Origin of the sequence: Aldersonia sp. NBC_00410 (assembly GCF_026342035.1) — a bacterium.
Classification (GTDB): domain Bacteria; phylum Actinomycetota; class Actinomycetes; order Mycobacteriales; family Mycobacteriaceae; genus Aldersonia.
Map to the genome: position 1 here is coordinate 216,853 of NZ_JAPENM010000008.1, position 16,229 is coordinate 233,081.

The window sequence follows — 16,229 nt, forward strand, 5'->3', positions numbered from 1 at the left end:
TAAGGTCATTCACAGATGGAGGACCGTCGATGACCGAACTACCACTCCGCGAGCGCCGGCGCCGACTCGACCACGAGAGCGTCATCGCCGCTGCGGAGACCCTCGTCGATCGCAATGGGTACGACGCGCTGACGATGACCTCGCTCGCGCTCGAACTCGATGTTCGCGTGTCGTCGCTCTACAACCACGTGCACAACCTCGATGACCTGCGCGCCGCCATTCAGACCCGCGCGATGCGTCGACTCGGCCACGAGATGCGCACCGCAGCCATGGGTCGGACCGGCGTCGACGGGGTGCACGCCCTCGCTGAGGCATTCACGGCGTTCGCTCGCGCGGCTCCGCATCGCTACATCGCGATGACCAGGACCCCGCTGGACCGGCATGCCTATCTGGAAGCGAGCACCGATGCGGCGGCCGCGCTCGCGGTGATGATCCGCACTGCGGGCGTGCCCGATGATCTCGTCCTGCAGACTCAGCTCGCATTGTTCTCGGCCATTCACGGCTACATCTCGCTCGAACTCACCGGTTTCTTCGTCGGCGCCACCGACAACCTCGATTCGGTGCTCGCGCAGGTCGTGCGCGGGGCCGTGACGGCGGCGGTGCTCACCGCCAGTGACGCGGCGGCGCCCGCACACCGCTGAGTGCCTGCCGCTACTCGGCCGCCATGCGCGCGAGCAGTTCGGCGCGTTCGGCCCCGTCCCGGCGAGGACAACTGATGCACATGTCGGCACCGGACATCCGATCCACCATGCAGCAGGAGACCCGGTGCACAAACCGGCGACCCGTGACGTCGACGAAACGTGACCGCGGCAGGTCGCCGATACCCTCGATGAGCGCGCGCGCCACGGCAACCGCGCCATCCTGATCACGGGCGGCGGTAAGCGCGAGGTTGCCGATCGCGTCGGTCACCACCGCACGCAGCGCCGCGGGCGCGGCACCACTCACCGCCGCGAGCGGTTCGATGACCTGCTCCAGAGTCTCGTGCAAGGCCTGCTGCGCGTGCTCCGGCGACGCGCAGGTTCCGAGGTAGCGGACAGCGGCGACACCAGCATCCGGACGCAGTGTGACGACGGCCCGATCCAGCGACGGGTCGGGAATCGCCTCGGCGCGCGCGATCGCACGAACGGGGCCGCCCAGCAGCACGTCGCAGGCCATGTACCACCACAGCGTGCCCGCCACCCGCGGGTCGGGCAGACGCCATTGCGCACCGAGTTCGTGAATCAGCGATGACAGCGTGTCCGGCTGTGTCAGGTACACGCCACCGACGGCGGTCGGCGCGGTGGTCATCAGAAGATCGGACTGCCCAGCCAGTCCTGCTCGAAGCCAAGCCAGCCACCGATCAGGCCGAAGGTGCCGAGCAGCCACAGCGTGAGCACGACAACCGCGAAGGTGAGCACCAGGCTGAGGGTCTTGACGATGGCCCCTTGGCGGCCGAACCACTCCATGAATCGGTCGTATCGTTCCCGAACGAAGCTGAGCACGCGGTGCGCCCAGGCGAATTCGGAGGCGAGGATGCCGAGACCGGCGAAGACGATCAACCAGCCGGGACCGGGGTACGGAATCGCGACGATGCCGGCCGCGAGCACCAGCGTGCCGATCACGCCGACCGCGATCCGATAGACCAGATTCGCGGTCCGGCGTTGGGCGATCCGGGCCCGCCATTGCCCCCAGCGGCCGCGGGATTCGTCGGTCGGCTGATCGAGTCGAACTTCCTGCTCGCTCAGCGTGCCCTCCCCGATCGGTTCGATTGATTGCTGCCGTCAGAATACCGTCGGCACGCGGTCATCGGAGCGCGCCGTCCAGGTAAACCCATCGTCCGTCGAGTCGGGCGAATCGGCTCCGCTCGTGCAGTTCGCCGCGACCGGCCGGGTCGCGGTAGTGCGCGCGAAATTCGACGACGCCGTCGGTGTCGAGTAGGCCGCCCGCGGCCGTCTCGAGGATCTCCAGAAACAGCCAGCGTTGCTCGGGATCGAGATCGATGTGTTCCGGCCGGGTCCGAGGATGCCAGCTGACCCGCAGATAGTCGGCATTACCGATCGCGAACGCGGTGAACCGCGAGCGCATCAACCGTTCTGCGGTCGGCGCGGCCATCGTCCCGGCGAGTACCGGCCCACAGCAGTTGTCGATAACCTCCCCCGTCCCGCAGGGACAGCGTCGCGTCCCGACCGGGTCCACTGTCCGGTCGGCCGCCATCACGGTTTGGGCACCGGGAACTGAGCCCGCATCGCGAGATCCCACACCCGATCCGGAGTGACGGCATGCTGTGCGATACCGAGTTTGGCCGACGCGGTCACCGTGTACCGCGCCCGCGGCCGGTTCGCCTCGAGCGCCTTGCGCACGACCTTCGCGACCGCATCCGAATCCCCGCCGAGCGCCTTCCCGATCGGGCCGTTGTACACGCTCGCCATGGTGTCCGCGAGTTTGGAGTTGAAATGCGCGTACGGGCTGTCGGTATCGATCGCGTCCATCGAGGCGGTCGCCGCGCGCTCGAATTCCGTTCGGATCAAACCGGGTTCGATCAGCACGACATTCACACCGAACCCCTGTACCTCGAAGCGCATCGCATCGGAGACGGCCTCGACTGCGTACTTGGTGGCATGGTAGATCCCACCACCGGGGAACGTGAGCCTGCCGCCCATTGACCCGATATTGACGACGCGTCCACGCCCTGCCTCCCGCATTCCGGGCAGGACGAGTTGACTCATCCGGATCAGACCGAAGACATTCGTCTCGAACTGGCGGCGGATCTCGTCGAGTGGGATCGACTCGACCGCGCCCGACTGCGAATAGCCGGCGTTGTTGATCAACGCACCGATCGGGCCGGACTCGCGCTCGACCTCGGCGACAGCAGCGGCCATCGACGCCTCGTCGGTGACGTCGAGTGCCATTGTGCGGCAACCGAGTTCGGCCAACTCCTGCAGCGTCTCCGGTTTGCGCGCGGTGGCGTAGACAGTGAAGCCGTGCCCGGCCAGTTCCGCCGCGGTCGCGGCGCCGATTCCGCTCGAACACCCGGTGATCAGTACCGCACTCGACTTGTCCACCGAACTCTCCCTTCGCCGTCGGGTCCGATAGTAGAGCTGGATCTCGACTGTCTCCTCAGCCCTCGACCAGAACCGGTTCCGCAGCTTGGGGCGCAGACTTGCGCGGTCCGAGCTTCTCGCCCTCGACGTCCATGCTGGGCACGATCCGATCCAACCAGTGCGGCAGCCACCAGGCGCGATCCCCGACCAACACGAGCACCGCCGGCACGAGCACCATGCGCACGATGAACGCGTCGAAAAAGACGCCTGCGGCCAATGCAAATCCCATCGACTTCGCGGCCGTGTTGGATTCCAGCAGAAATGCGCCGAACACCGAGATCATGATGATCGCCGCGGCCGTCACGACTCGGGCACCGTGGTGGTAGCCACGCACCATTGCTTCCGTGGCAGGAGCACCGTGTACGTGTTCCTCGCGGATCCGCGTCACCAGGAAGACCTGGTAGTCCATCGCGAGGCCGAAGACGAGCCCGATCAGCATGATCGGCAGGAACGTTGTGAGAGGGTGTGGATCCTCAACCAGACCCAGTGCGCCGTCCTGGAAGATCAGCACGGTCGCACCGAAGGTCGCCGCCATCGACAACACGAACCCGAGCGCGCCCAGCAACGGCACGATGACCGACCGGAACACGGCTATCAGCAGCAGGAACGCCGCAATCACAATGATCGCCAGATACGGCACGATCGAGCCGAGCAACTTGCCATCCACATCGGCGAATATCGCCGTGGTGCCCGTGACGCCGTACTCGATGCCGAACTGCTGGTTCAGTGCCGCCTCCTCGGCGCGCACATCCTTGACGAGATCCTTGGTGTCCTGGTTGTTCGGTCCCGATTGCGGCACACCCTGGAACAGGGCGCCTGAGCCGTCATCGCTGCGCTGCGGACCGACGACGTAATCCATCTCGTCGAAGGACTCCAACTTGCCGCGCAGCGCGGCGAGTGCCTCGTCGCGCTGCTCCTCGGGGACCGCGGACAGGTCCGCGGCGATCTGCAGGATGCCGTTGGTGCCCTCGCCGAAGCCCTCGGTGCGCAAATCGTAGGCCTGCCGAATGCTCGTGTCGGCCGGCATGCTTTCGTCGCCGGGCAATCCGATCTGCAGTCCGATAGCTGGGATTGCGAACGCGGCGAGTATCGCGACGGCGCCGGTCAGCGCGATCGCAGGTTTCCGCGCGATCAGTTCGGCGATCCGCTGGCCAACCGTGCGCTGCGTGTCGTCCTCGGGATCGACCTTCCCAACGAACGGAACCTTCGGACGGAACAGGAAACGTCCGAACGCGCCGAGCAGCGCGGGCATCAGTGTGAGCGCGACGATAACCGCCATCAGCGCCGCGACTGCTCCGCCGAGACCCATCCACGTCATGAAGGAGACGCCGATGATGCTCAAACCGCACAGGGCGATGAAGACCGTCAAGCCGGCGAACACCACTGCGGAACCGGCGGTGCCCACCGCCCGGCCGGCAGCCTCTTCGGGGGTCTCACAGACCGCGAGTTCGTGCTTGTACCGCGAGACGATGAACAGCGCGTAATCGATCGAAAGCGCAATACCGACCATGGTCGCGAGGAAGGTGGTGAAGGACGGAATCGTGGTTATCGACGTGCCGACGGTGATGAGCATCGTCGCGGCGGCAAGGCCCACGATCGCGGTGATGATCGGCACGACGGCGGCCAGCAGCGCACCGAACGCGATGATCATCACGATGAACGCGACGCCCATGCCGATCAGTTCGGCGCTACCACCCGGATCATCGCCCTCTTGCGCGATGCTGCCCGCGAGCTGGACGTCGAGTCCCGCGGCGCGAGCCGCGTCGGCCGCAGCATTCGCGGCCTCGCGGTCTGCGGCGGTGACGTCCTGCCACTTCTCGATCCCGAATGACACGTCGAGCAACGCGACCGAATCCGGGGTGGCCTCGTTCAGAACGTTGAGCGGGGCGCCCGAGCAATCCTCGATATAAGTGGGCCCCGATCGGTCGGCGACCAGGCACCCCATATCGGCTGCCGAGGTGAGCGGGCTGGTCAGCGGCTTCTTGTGATCCACGATGTCGAGCCCATTCAACTCCGTCACCAGGCCGTCGAGGGCGGCGCTGTACTGCGGATCGGTGAGCTTGCTGCCCTCCGGCGCCGCGATGACATAGGTGCCGGTCACGGCATCGAACGCGAATGCAGCCGACCTGCCCGGGAAGTGCTCATCCATGATTTCGGTCGCGCGTTCGGATGGCAGGTTCGGGATGTTGAAGTCGTCCTCCATCGGCTGCGCGATCGTGCTGGACAGCACGCCGAGACCGACCAGGAGCAGCAGCCAGACCGGCAGCACAATCCATTTCCTGCGGAAAGCAAATCTTCCGAGGCGGTAGAGATAGACGGACAATTTTTCCCCTCGATAGCCGGACGCGACACCGGCGGCTCGCTAACGGCGGCACGCCGCTTCCGATCATTCCGAACAGCACCAACAATTGCATCCGGGAGAACCCTGAGCTGTCAGCGGGGCCGAGTAGGCTGCGCGTTCGTAAACGCCCGCGTTCGTAAACCCGGCGTTTGGGGAAGGGGGAAGGATGGACGCAGAAGCCTGGCGCCGGTTCCGCGGCCGGCTCGCGGACCATGTCGCCGCCATGGAAGACGGCGACGTGTTGCTGCTCGAATACCGACGCTCGGCTGCCGCCGCAGATAGTCCCTGCGTTCAGTTCTTCGCCTGGGGTCGCGATCTCGTGCGTTGCGAGGTGCCGGCCAACCAGTTCCTGCACCCGGTGTACCGGCTCGACGAGGAGCGGCGCGAGCAGCTCACCGCCCTCGGCTGGGAGCCGCCGAATCCCGGCCCCAACGGGTCATCCTCCTACCACCTCGACCGCACGCGGAACCGGTCCGACGAACTCGCCGCGATGACGGTCCGGGTGCTGCGCGAATTGTGGGGCGTCCCACACCCGACGTTGCTCGACAGTGTCACGGGCGGTCGCGGGACCACCCCGGCCTTCGCACTGCGCGATCCGGGGCCGGTACCCGAATTCGACTTCGGTCAGGCCGTCCAGCCGTCGAGCCGGCGGCACCTGCAGATGCTCGTCGAACGCACCATGCGCCAGGCCCTCGGCCACGAACCGCATCTCGTCGAAGACGGGATGATCGAACTCGATGCCGCTTTCGGGCCGTTGTGGATCGCGGCCGCCCGGCACGAACCCGTGGTGGAGATCTCCACGTTGCTCGACCGCAAGATCGAGGACGAGGAACGTGCGGCGGCCGAGGTGCTTGCCCTCGGGCTGCGATTGCCTGCGGACTGGCTGGTCGACGAGTCGGGCATTGTGGTCACGGCCCGGGTGGACGGATCCCCTTTCGTGCCGCGCCATCTGGTGAACGCCTTGCACGATTTCTACGCGGCGATGCACGAACTCGATGCACATCTACCGCCCACGCTGGGCGATTCGTCCCCGGGATCGGTGAATCCGCCGGGTCCGCGCGCCTCCGGCGGGACCGTGCAGCTAGGCCTGTTCGACAACCCCGGCGAATCGACGCGCCCCGACGAGTCGGGTGATTGACCGACAGCCTCAGGCTCCAGGTGCACGGACCACCAGCGGCACCCCCGGGAAGTACGCCGCCAGCTCGGTCCGCGACTTACGCAAGGCCGCAAGTCCGAACCCGTGCTTGCGGAACTCGGGATGGATCCAGATCCGCACGTCGACCTCCCCGCCCGTGAGCTCGCCGAACACGATGCCGACCTTGTCGGCGCCCTCGAGTACCACCAGCCACACCGCGTCCTCGTTGTCCACCCGCGCCGTCGCCTGCGCGAGCTCGTCCTCGATCTCGCCGGCCGGGGCGCCCGACCCGTCGCCGGCCACACCGAGCTCGGCGGTCCGTGCCGCGAAGATGTCGGCATCCGCGTCGCGTGCAAACACCCGCAATGTCAGAGTGTCCCCGCTGCTGGCCGGCCGTTCGGCGAGGGTGAAGGTCAGCTGGCTGTTGAGGTCGTCCAGCTCTGCCTGGTTCTTGCGGCGCTCGGACTTGGTCAGCTGTCCCAGCGACATTTGCAGAATCGCTTCGGCGCCGAGTTCGGATTTTTCGAGGAGCGAAGTGATCGCCGCGACTGCCTCAGCGCGGTTCTCCGCGTCGACGATCACGTCGAGGACTTCGTGGCGGCGCTCCAGCGCGGTGAGCAAGGCATCGGTGATGTCACGACGGGTTGCGGCGCGATCGAGGTCGGTCATTGGCACATCGTAAGTGCCATCTCAACCGACCGCCGGGCGCGCCGACTTTCCCGACGGGCACGCGCGGACGAGGCGCAATTGACCATACATGGGATTAAGGATGTATGGTCGTGTGGTCAGCGGAGCGCGCGAGTGCGAGAGGAGCCAGTCGTGACCTACGTCATCACCCAGAACTGCTGCAAGGACGCGAGCTGCGTTCCGGTCTGCCCGGTCGACTGCATCCGCCCGGTCGCCTCCGCTGGCGAGTTCACCGGGACCGAGATGCTCTACATCGACCCGAACAGTTGCATCGACTGCGGCGCCTGCCAGGAGGAGTGCCCGGTCGGCGCAATCTATGCCGATACCGACCTGCCACCCGAACTCGAGCGGTTCCAGGCGATCAACGAAGCCTATTTCGAGCAGAACCCGCTCGAAACCGAAATGCTCCCCATGGCCGCCAACCACCCGCCGGTCGAGGCGGGATCGCTACGCGTGGCAGTCGTCGGCGCCGGACCGGCCGCCTGTTATACCGCGGACGAGTTGGTTCGGATCACCGGTGTGGAGGTCGATCTGTTCGAACGCCTGCCCACCCCCTACGGTCTCGTTCGCGCCGGCGTCGCTCCCGATCACCTGCATACCAAGTCGATCGTCGATCTGTTCGCCAAAACGTTCACCAGCCGGCGCATGGCCCCGCATTTCAATGTCGAGATCGGCGAGCATCTCAGCCACGAGGATCTACTCGCCCATCACCACGCAGTGGTGTACGCGGTCGGCGCGTCCAACAGCCGGGAACTCGGCATTCCGGGTGAGACGCTGGCGGGCAACTGCGCCGCGTCGGATTTCGTCGGCTGGTACAACGGCCATCCGGACCGGGCCGTCGACAACTTCGACCTGTCGGGCGAACGTGTCGTGATCGTCGGCAACGGCAACGTCGCGCTCGACGTCGCCCGGATGCTCCTGCTGTCGCGCGAGCAACTGCACAAGACCGATATCGCCGAGCACGCGCTCGAGGCGCTGGCCGACAGCGGCGTACGCGAGGTGGTCATCCTGGCCCGGCGCGGACCGCGCGAAGCCGCATTCTCCGCCGGCGAGTTCCTGGCGTTGGGCAACCTGCCCGGTATCGACATCGTGATCGAAAGCGACGACCTGACGGCCGATCCCGACGACGACGTCGAAACCGCCCTCAAGCTCGAAGTCGCGCGCGAGTACGCGGAGCGCGAGCAGTCGCCCGAGCACAAGCGAATCGTCTTCCGGTTCATGGCATCACCGGTCGAGATCGTCGGCGATGACGAGGTCACCGGCATCCGGGTGCTGCGCAACACCTTCGGGCCGACGGGCGGACTCGTACCGGGCGACCCCGAGACCGACACCGACGTGATCGAGACGTCGTTGGTGCTGCGTTCGATCGGCTACCGCGGAACCGAGATCGCCGGGCTGCCCTACGATGTCGCCGCCGGCGTGGTGCCCAACGACCGGGGCCGCGTCCTCGACGCGGACGGTGTACCAGTCCCCGGCGTGTACGTGTCGGGGTGGATCAAGCGAGGCCCACGCGGTGTCATCGGAACCAACCGGACCTGCGCGGAGCAGACCGTCGGCCAGATCTGGGAGGATTTCGACGCGGGACGACTTACCCGCGGCGTGCAGGATCGCGATTCGCTCGAGAAGTTGCTGCACGAGCGCGGCGTGGACAAGGTGGAATGGCAGGGCTGGAAGGCGATCGACGCGGCCGAGCGCTCCCGGGGCAGCAGTACGTCCCGCCCCCGCGTCAAGTTCGTCTCGATCGACGAGATGCTCAGCACCGCGAAGGGTGCTGTGAGCGTATAGTTTTCGCCGCCCTCAGGCTATCGGCGGGTCGGGTTCGAACCCGTCGGTGATACCGAAGCGCAGGACGAGTGCGCGATCGAGACGATGCAACTCGTAGAGGTCGTTGCGCAACTCCAGCACAGCGGCCCGATGGCGGCGTTCGGCCTCGACATGACCGAACCGCTGTGCCCGCGAAAGCTGTTGCTCGATCGACTCTATTGCCGCCGACGCCTGCACGATTTCGTACTGCAGGAGTTCGTGAAAGGTCTTGGCCTGGTCGAAATCCGGATCTGGGCTCGACATCGGTTCATCCGCTCCGCGCGAAACATACGCGAGCCGAACGCCGCGCCGACACCCGTCCAACGACCACGCGCGCCATTATGGTCGGCCGGCCCCAAGTGAACAACCGGTGAACACGTCCAGCTGCCCCGCGCACATTCGGACCGATTCCGGCGCCCCGGCACGCACCTTTCGGCAAAATTGGACACGAGTCTGGACGAATGGCCAGATCGATGTGTAGCGTTCGAATTGCGACCTCGTCGAGCGCACGGCATTCGCCTCGCGCGGTCCTGCTGCCGAGGTGTCAGGAAGCCGAGATCATGGGCGCGATCGACCGGGTCGGTGAGCCGAAGGCAATACACGAACTGCTCGAGTGAAGGAACCGGATGAAAACCAAAGGCGCCCTGATCTGGGAATTCAACCAACCGTGGTCGATCGAGGACATCGAGATCGGTGATCCGCATTCCGGCGAGGTGAAAGTCCAGCTGGAAACGGCGGGCATGTGCCACTCCGATCACCACCTCGTCACCGGCGGTGTCCCGATGGGCGGGTTCCCCGTCCTCGGCGGCCACGAGGGCGCGGGCATCATCACCGAAGTCGGACCGGGCGTCGAGGATCTCGCCGTCGGCGATCACGTCGTGCTGTCGTTCATCCCGTCCTGTGGCAAGTGTCCGTCGTGTCAGTCCGGGCTGCGCAACCTCTGCGACCTCGGCGCGGGCCTACTCGGCGGAGCGTCGGTGTCGGACGGAACATTCCGCATTCAGGCCAAGGGGCAGAACGTCTATCCGATGACGCTGCTCGGCACGTTCTCGCCGTACATGGTCGTGCACCAGTCCTCGGTGGTGAAGATCGACCCGAGCATTCCCTTCGAGGTGGCCTGCATCGTCGGCTGCGGCGTGACCACCGGGTACGGTTCGGCGACCCGGGCGGCCAACGTGCGCCCCGGCGAGGACGTCGCGATCATCGGTATCGGCGGCGTCGGCATGTCGGCTCTGCAGGGCGCGGTGAACTCCGGCGCACGCTACGTTTTCGCGGTCGATCCGGTGGAGTGGAAGCGGGAGCAGGCACTCAAGTTCGGCGCCACGCACGTCTACGAATCGGTGGCGGCCGCAACGATGGGCGCGGCCGAAGTGACCGCGGGTGGCATGTGCCGCAAGGTGATCGTGACCGTCGGCGAGGTGCACGGCGAGGAGGTCGACTCCTGGCTCAACCTCACCTCGAAAGGCGGGACCTGTGTCGTCACCGCGATGGGCAACCTGTTCGACAACCAGGTGACGTTGAACATGTCGATGCTGACGCTGCTGCAGAAGAACCTGCAGGGCACGCTGTTCGGCGGGGGCAACCCGCACTATGACATTCCCCAGCTGCTCTCGATGTACAAGGCGGGCAAGCTCAACCTCGACGACATGATCACTCGCGAGTACCGCCTCGACCAGATCAACGACGGCTATCGGGACATGATGGAAGGCAAGAACATCCGTGGCGTGATCCGCTACACCGACGCGGACCGGTAGGCCCGGCGATGTGCGGGCGGTGACTGCGCCGGAGGCTGGGAAGACTGCCTGCGGCGGTCACCGCCCGTTCAGCTTGGTATGCAACTCCTCGATCGACCACGGCGGCGTGTCCACGTGATCGCGGTAGGCCAGGATCGAGGGCGTCGCCCGGTCGAAGCGTCCGACGAATCCGCCCGAGGCGACGAGGATCTGGCCGGTGATCGCCTCTGCGAGATCGCTTGCCAGGTAGGCGTAGGTGGGCGCGACGTACGCCGGCGGGGCCGCATCGAGCGAGGCCTGCTTGGTTGCCTCGTCGAGCAATCCGCGGCGGTGCAGATCCTCGACGTGCTCCTCGTAGGCGACCCCCGTCGACAGTCGGGTCTTCGCGCCGGGGCACACCACGTTCGCGCGGACACCATGTCCCTTCAGTTCCGCTGCAATCGCGAGCGTCAATCCGTTCACTGCGGCCTTGCCCGCGGGATAACCGGTGCCGCCGTAGTCGCCGAGGAAGGCGAACGAACTCGTGTTCACGATCGCCCCCTTGCCGCGAGCCACCATTCGCGGTGCTGCGGCACGGCAGGTGTGGAACACGGTGCCGAGGTGGGCCCGCATCAGTGATTCGAAGTCGTCGGTGCTGATGTTGAGGATCGACGACTGCGGTGGCTCGGCAATACCCGCGCAGTTCACCAGAATGTCGATGGCGCCGAATTCGCGCTCGCACGAGGCGACGAGCGCGTCGGCGATGGCCTCCTCGGTCGGCGAGCCGGCAAACCCGACCGCGCGCCCACCGGTGGCCTCGATGGCGTCGACCGCCGTTTCCACCGCCCGGGTGTCCCTGCCATTGACGACCACGCCGGCACCGAGAGCGGCGAGCAGTTCCGCGACCGCGAGGCCGATACCGCGACTTCCCCCGACGACAACCGCACCGCGACCGGCGAGCAAGGTCGATTCATCCATCATTCCGCTTCACCTGACCTGAACAGCGTTCGCCGTGCGCGGCACGACGGTCGCAGGACCGAATACCCGATCAACATAGACGACGTTCTGTTCGACTATCCAGACATCAGTCCAATAGGGCTGTCGGGGATCGGGATTCGGCTGGGGCGGGTGCCCACCGGCTCAGCCGGGCGCCCAGCAGGGACCGTCCGGTGGCGGCGTATGCACGTAGCCCGGGTAGCACGACAGGATCTCCGGGGCGGCCGGTGCCGGAGCGGCGGGCGCGGGCGCGGGCGCGGGTGCCGCCTGACCCGGCGGGAGCGGCGAATCGGGCGCCCAGCACGGCCCGTCCGGCGGCGGCGTATGCACATAGCCCGGGTCGCACGGGAACACCCCGGGCGCGGGCGGCGGGGGCGGCGCGGGCGGTGGCGCCGGGGCGGCGGGGGCCGCCGACTGGGCAGGCAGGGCCTGCCCGGTGTCGACTGCCTCCGGTTCCTGTGCCGGTTCCTGCGTCGGTTCCTCGACGGGTGCGGCTTCGGGTTCGGTTTCGGTGGCGCCCTGCGACTTCGGCGCGCTCGTCGCCGCCGCCTTCGACGTGACCTGTGTGGACGGTGCGGTCGACCGTTCGGACGAGGTCACCACTTTCGCGACTTCCGAGGACGAGCCGGAGCCGATCAGCATGCCGCTGACGACGGCGACGACGATGACGGCGATGGCAGCGGCGGCACCGATGAGCACCTTCCGGTTCCATCCGTCCGGAACGCGGCTCGGCGGCGGCGCAGCAGTTGCCGGCCGGGAACCCGCGGCCGCGGCACTCGCGGCGCTGATGAGCTCGCTGACGGTGCGATACCGCTGGGTCGGGGCGATTGCGGTCCCCCGCGCGATGACCGCGTCGAGTCCGGTGGGCACGGCGGAGACCACCGTGGACGGTCGCGGCGGTTCGCGATCCGACCAGGGAAACGCCTTGCCGGTGAGACATTCGTAGAGCACCGCGGTGAGTCCATAGACCCCGGATGCGTTGCCCGCGTTCGTCGGTAGCCCGACCTCGGCGAGCATGACCCGCCCGTCGTCGCGGACGATCACGTTCGACGACGCGATTTCCTGCCGCGCGAGTCCGGCGGCCTGCACGGCCTGCAACGCGGTCGCCATCTCGGTGATGACGTCGACCGCCCGTTGCGGTGGCAACGGGCCGGTGGAGTCCAGTTCCTGCCAGAGGTTGGCGCCGTCCACGAGCGGCGACACCCGATAGAGCCGGTTGCCGATCTGGCCGTAGTCCTGCACCGGAACGACGTGCGGGTCGTCGAGGCGCGCCGCGATCGCGGCGTCCCGCTCGAACCGGTCACGGTAGTCGAAGTCGTCTGCGGCCTCCGCTGGAAGCGCGCGCAGTACCACTGTGCGCCGATCCGACGTGTCGTACGCGGCCCATACCTCGCCCATCACGTCCGCGCTCAGCAGACGGTTCAACCGATACCTGCCGAATAGGGCGCCGACCTGCATTTCACCCTCCCCCACTTCGTTTGGGTCACTCGGAAATTTTGGTACCCGCAACCCGGCTCGATTATAGGTACGCCGCGCGCGATGCTCGCGCCGCCGCAGTGCGGCAGCGGTGCCCCCGAGCGCGCGAATATGCCCGCCGACGTGCGGCGCGAGGCAGATCGCTCAACCGGCAACAGTGAGATAGATCAACACCACATTGAGCACGCTGATCACACCGGCAACCACCCAGGCGAGCCCGCTGGTGACGCGATGGTTGACGTCGTCGCCCATCAGCGCGCGGTCGCTGGTGAAGCGGACGAGCGGAATCAGCGCAAAGGGGATGCCGAACGACAACACCACCTGCGACACGATCAGGGCGCGTGTCGGGTCGACTCCGATCGCGAGCACCACGATCGCCGGGATCAAGGTGATCAACCGACGAAGCAGCAGCGGGATCCTGCGGCGCAGCAGCCCGTCCATGATCATCGCGCCCGCGTAGGCACCGACCGACGTCGATGCAAGCCCGGATGCGAGCAGCCCCAGGGCGAACAAGAGCGCCACGAACGACCCCAGACTGTCCGCAACGGCGGCGTGGGCGCCTTCGATCGAATCGACGCCCTCGACGCCGCGCAGCGTGGTCGCGGCCGCCAGCAGCATCGAGAGATTGACCGCCCCGGCGAGCACCATGGCGAGGCCGACATCGACCCGCGTCGCGCGGAGCAGACGTCGGCGCGCCGGCCCCGGCGGCGGATTACCGTGTCGGTCGCGCGCCAGCCCGGAGTGCAGATAGACCGCGTGCGGCATCACGGTGGCACCGAGCATGGCGGTCGCGATGAGAACGCTCTCGGCGCCGTCGAATCGCGGGACGAGGCCGCCGACGACCGAACCGGGCTCGGGCGGCGCGACGACGACGCTGGTCACGAATCCCACCGCGATCACGGCGAGCAGTCCGGTGATGACCCGCTCGAAGCCGCGTTGCCCACCTCGGTCCTGCACCAGTAGCAAGCCCATCGACACGATGCCGGTGATCACGCCACCGATAACCAGAGGTAGGTCGAAGAGGAGGTAGAGGGCTATCGCGCCGCCGACCACCTCGGCCAGATCGGTGGCGATCGCGACGAGTTCGGCCTGCGCCCAGTAGCTGAGCCGCACGCCCCGCGTCGCGCGCGCCCGGACCGTTTCGGGCAGTGACATCCCGGTCACCACGCCGAGCTTGGCGGAAAGGAACTGCACGAGGCCCGCCATCGCGTTCGCGCAGACGATGACCCAGACGAGCAGGAAGCCGAATTGTGCTCCGGCACTGATATTGGAGGCGACGTTGCCGGGGTCGACGTAGGCGATCGCGGCGACGAACGCCGGGCCAAGCAGCAGCGACCCGGAGCGCGCACGCCGAAACGCCGGGCGCACGGTGTCGACCAGTGTCACGGCGCTCCAACTCCAGCATCCAACGGGCGATTTCGGGTAGCCGAAGACTAGCTTTCGCCATCCCGCAAAGCAATCCGCGCGCGCCGATCCCGGCCACCGAGGTTCTTGGGATTCACCTGCGAGAAGCGCTATCGTAAGACATACTGTATGCGCCTCGGAAAGGAGAACAGTGTGGACAGGAACGACATGATCCTCATCAGCGTCGACGACCACATCATCGAGCCCCCGGATATGTTCGAACGGCATCTGGCGAGCAAGTACCTCGATGACGCTCCGCGATTGGTGCACATGGATAACGGGGCCGATGTATGGACGTTCCGCGACCGAGTGATTCCCAACGTCGCACTGAACGCCGTCGCGGGTCGACCCAAGGAGGAGTACGGCCTCGAACCGGAGGGCCTCGACGAGATCCGGCCGGGTTGCTACAACGTCGACGAGCGAGTGAAGGACATGAACGCCGGGGGCATTCTCGCCTCGATGAACTTCCCGTCGTTCCCCGGTTTCGCCGGGCGACTGTTCGTCACCGAGGACTCCGAGTTCTCCCTCGCGCTGGTGCAGGCCTACAACGACTGGCATATCGACGAGTGGTGCGGCGCCTACCCGGGTCGGTTCATCCCGATGGCGCTACCGGTGATTTGGGACGCCGAACTGTGTGCGCAGGAGGTGCGCCGGGTCGCGAAGAAGGGCGTGCACTCACTGACATTCACCGAGAATCCGGCCGCCCTCGGCTACCCGAGTTTCCACAACGAGTACTGGAATCCGCTGTGGCGCGCCCTCGTCGAGACCGACACAGTGCTTTCGGTGCACATCGGCTCGTCGGGCAAGTTGTCCATCCCCGCCGTCGACTCGCCGCCGGACGTGATGATCACCCTGCAGCCGATGAACATCGTGCAGGCCGCGGCCGACCTGCTGTGGTCGCAGCCGGTCAAGGACTACCCGGACCTGAAGATCGCGCTGTCCGAGGGCGGTACCGGCTGGATCCCCTACTTCCTCGAGCGCGTCGACCGGACCTTCGAAATGCATTCCACCTGGACGCTGCAGGACTTCGGCGGCAAGCTGCCCTCGGAGGTCTTCCGGGAGCACTTCCTCACGTGTTTCATCAGCGACCCACTCGGGGTGAAGCTGCGCCACGAGATCGGCATCGACAACATCGCCTGGGAAGCGGACTACCCGCACAGCGATTCGATGTGGCCCGGCGCGCCGGAGGAACTCGGCGAGGTACTCAACCGCGAGCAGGTTCCGATGGACGAGGTGGACAAGATGACCCATCTCAACGCGATGCGGTGGTATTCCTTCGACCCGTTCGCCCACGTCCCCAAGGAGAAGGCGACCGTCGGGGCCCTGCGTGCCGCATCCGCCGATCACGACGTCAGCATCCAGGCCCTCAGCCATCATCACACCGACGCCAAGGACAAACTCGCCGCATTCCACTCCCAGATCAACGCCGCCACCGGGCACACGGCACGCCGCTAGCTCACCCGCCGCGACACCCTCCCCACCTGGTACGTAGCACCCGATCGGCGCGTGGTCACAAGCGATGGCTTGTGGCCGCGCGCCGCGTCGAGCGGGCGCACCGCGTTCGCCAGCTGTTGCAGCTGGTTACAGTAAGCATT

Annotated in this window: 15 protein-coding genes; 5 read left to right on the top strand and 10 right to left on the bottom strand. The window is 66.7% G+C overall.

The genetic code is table 11. From position 1 onward, the window contains the following. The first annotated feature begins 29 nt into the window (after positions 1–29). Positions 30–641: a TetR/AcrR family transcriptional regulator gene (locus OG921_RS19370; RefSeq protein ID WP_266114147.1), complete on the top strand. Its 612-nt coding sequence runs from the start codon at positions 30–32 to the stop codon at positions 639–641. Positions 642–651: 10 nt separating this feature from the next. Here the strand turns inward: OG921_RS19370 and OG921_RS19375 are convergent, their stop codons facing one another. The 5 genes from OG921_RS19375 to OG921_RS19395 are packed head-to-tail and all read right to left on the bottom strand — an operon-like array spanning position 652 to position 5,403. Continuing rightward, on the bottom strand, positions 652–1,287 hold the full coding sequence (locus OG921_RS19375; protein ID WP_266114148.1) for a (2Fe-2S)-binding protein: 636 nt from the start codon (positions 1,285–1,287) through the stop codon (positions 652–654). Beyond that, the gene (locus OG921_RS19380) at positions 1,287–1,724 is read right to left on the bottom strand and encodes a TIGR02611 family protein (protein ID WP_266114271.1); all 438 of its coding nucleotides are present in this window, start codon (positions 1,722–1,724) and stop codon (positions 1,287–1,289) included. The genes OG921_RS19375 and OG921_RS19380 overlap by 1 nt, the downstream gene beginning before the upstream one ends. Positions 1,725–1,782: 58 nt before the next feature. Beyond that, positions 1,783–2,193, bottom strand: coding sequence for a YchJ family protein (locus OG921_RS19385; RefSeq protein ID WP_266114149.1), 411 nt, complete (start codon positions 2,191–2,193; stop codon positions 1,783–1,785). Then, on the bottom strand, positions 2,193–3,041 hold the full coding sequence (locus OG921_RS19390) for an oxidoreductase (RefSeq protein WP_266114150.1): 849 nt from the start codon (positions 3,039–3,041) through the stop codon (positions 2,193–2,195). Before OG921_RS19390 ends, OG921_RS19385 begins: the two co-directional genes overlap by 1 nt. 55 nt (positions 3,042–3,096) lie before the next feature. Continuing rightward, a complete protein-coding gene (locus tag OG921_RS19395; RefSeq protein WP_266114151.1) occupies positions 3,097–5,403 on the bottom strand; it encodes an MMPL family transporter in 2,307 nt (768 codons plus the stop codon). A 184-nt stretch (positions 5,404–5,587) separates the two neighbouring features. Between OG921_RS19395 and OG921_RS19400 the strand changes: the two genes are divergently transcribed. Beyond that, positions 5,588–6,559, top strand: a complete 972-nt coding sequence (locus OG921_RS19400; protein ID WP_266114152.1) for a hypothetical protein — start codon at positions 5,588–5,590, stop codon at positions 6,557–6,559. 9 nt (positions 6,560–6,568) lie between these two features. Here OG921_RS19400 and OG921_RS19405 read toward each other — a convergent pair whose 3' ends face one another. After that, complete coding sequence (locus tag OG921_RS19405; protein WP_266114153.1) at positions 6,569–7,225, bottom strand: GNAT family N-acetyltransferase; 657 nt, start codon at positions 7,223–7,225, stop codon at positions 6,569–6,571. A 150-nt stretch (positions 7,226–7,375) separates the two neighbouring features. Between OG921_RS19405 and OG921_RS19410 the strand changes: the two genes are divergently transcribed. Continuing rightward, the gene (locus OG921_RS19410) at positions 7,376–9,028 is read left to right on the top strand and encodes an FAD-dependent oxidoreductase (RefSeq protein WP_266114154.1); all 1,653 of its coding nucleotides are present in this window, start codon (positions 7,376–7,378) and stop codon (positions 9,026–9,028) included. A gap of 12 nt (positions 9,029–9,040) precedes the next feature. On the opposite strand, the gene OG921_RS19415 is transcribed toward OG921_RS19410, so the two are convergent. Continuing rightward, positions 9,041–9,310 carry a hypothetical protein gene (locus OG921_RS19415; protein ID WP_266114155.1) on the bottom strand — a complete coding sequence of 90 codons (270 nt, stop codon included), beginning with the start codon at positions 9,308–9,310 and terminating at the stop codon, positions 9,041–9,043. Positions 9,311–9,672: 362 nt separating this feature from the next. On the opposite strand from OG921_RS19415, the gene OG921_RS19420 reads away from it, so the two are divergent. After that, entirely contained in the window at positions 9,673–10,800 is a 1,128-nt protein-coding gene (locus OG921_RS19420; protein ID WP_266114156.1) for an NDMA-dependent alcohol dehydrogenase, read from the top strand. Between the two features lie 57 nt (positions 10,801–10,857). Here the strand turns inward: OG921_RS19420 and OG921_RS19425 are convergent, their stop codons facing one another. From OG921_RS19425 to OG921_RS19435, 3 genes are all read right to left on the bottom strand, one after another. Further along, positions 10,858–11,736, bottom strand: a complete 879-nt coding sequence (locus OG921_RS19425) for an SDR family NAD(P)-dependent oxidoreductase (protein WP_266114272.1) — start codon at positions 11,734–11,736, stop codon at positions 10,858–10,860. Positions 11,737–11,898: 162 nt separating this feature from the next. Further along, entirely contained in the window at positions 11,899–13,212 is a 1,314-nt protein-coding gene (locus tag OG921_RS19430) for a serine/threonine-protein kinase (RefSeq protein ID WP_266114157.1), read from the bottom strand. A gap of 162 nt (positions 13,213–13,374) precedes the next feature. Further along, positions 13,375–14,610, bottom strand: a complete 1,236-nt coding sequence (locus tag OG921_RS19435; RefSeq protein ID WP_266114273.1) for an Nramp family divalent metal transporter — start codon at positions 14,608–14,610, stop codon at positions 13,375–13,377. A gap of 177 nt (positions 14,611–14,787) precedes the next feature. Between OG921_RS19435 and OG921_RS19440 the strand changes: the two genes are divergently transcribed. Next, positions 14,788–16,089, top strand: coding sequence for an amidohydrolase family protein (locus OG921_RS19440; protein WP_266114158.1), 1,302 nt, complete (start codon positions 14,788–14,790; stop codon positions 16,087–16,089). Positions 16,090–16,229 lie beyond the last annotated feature (140 nt).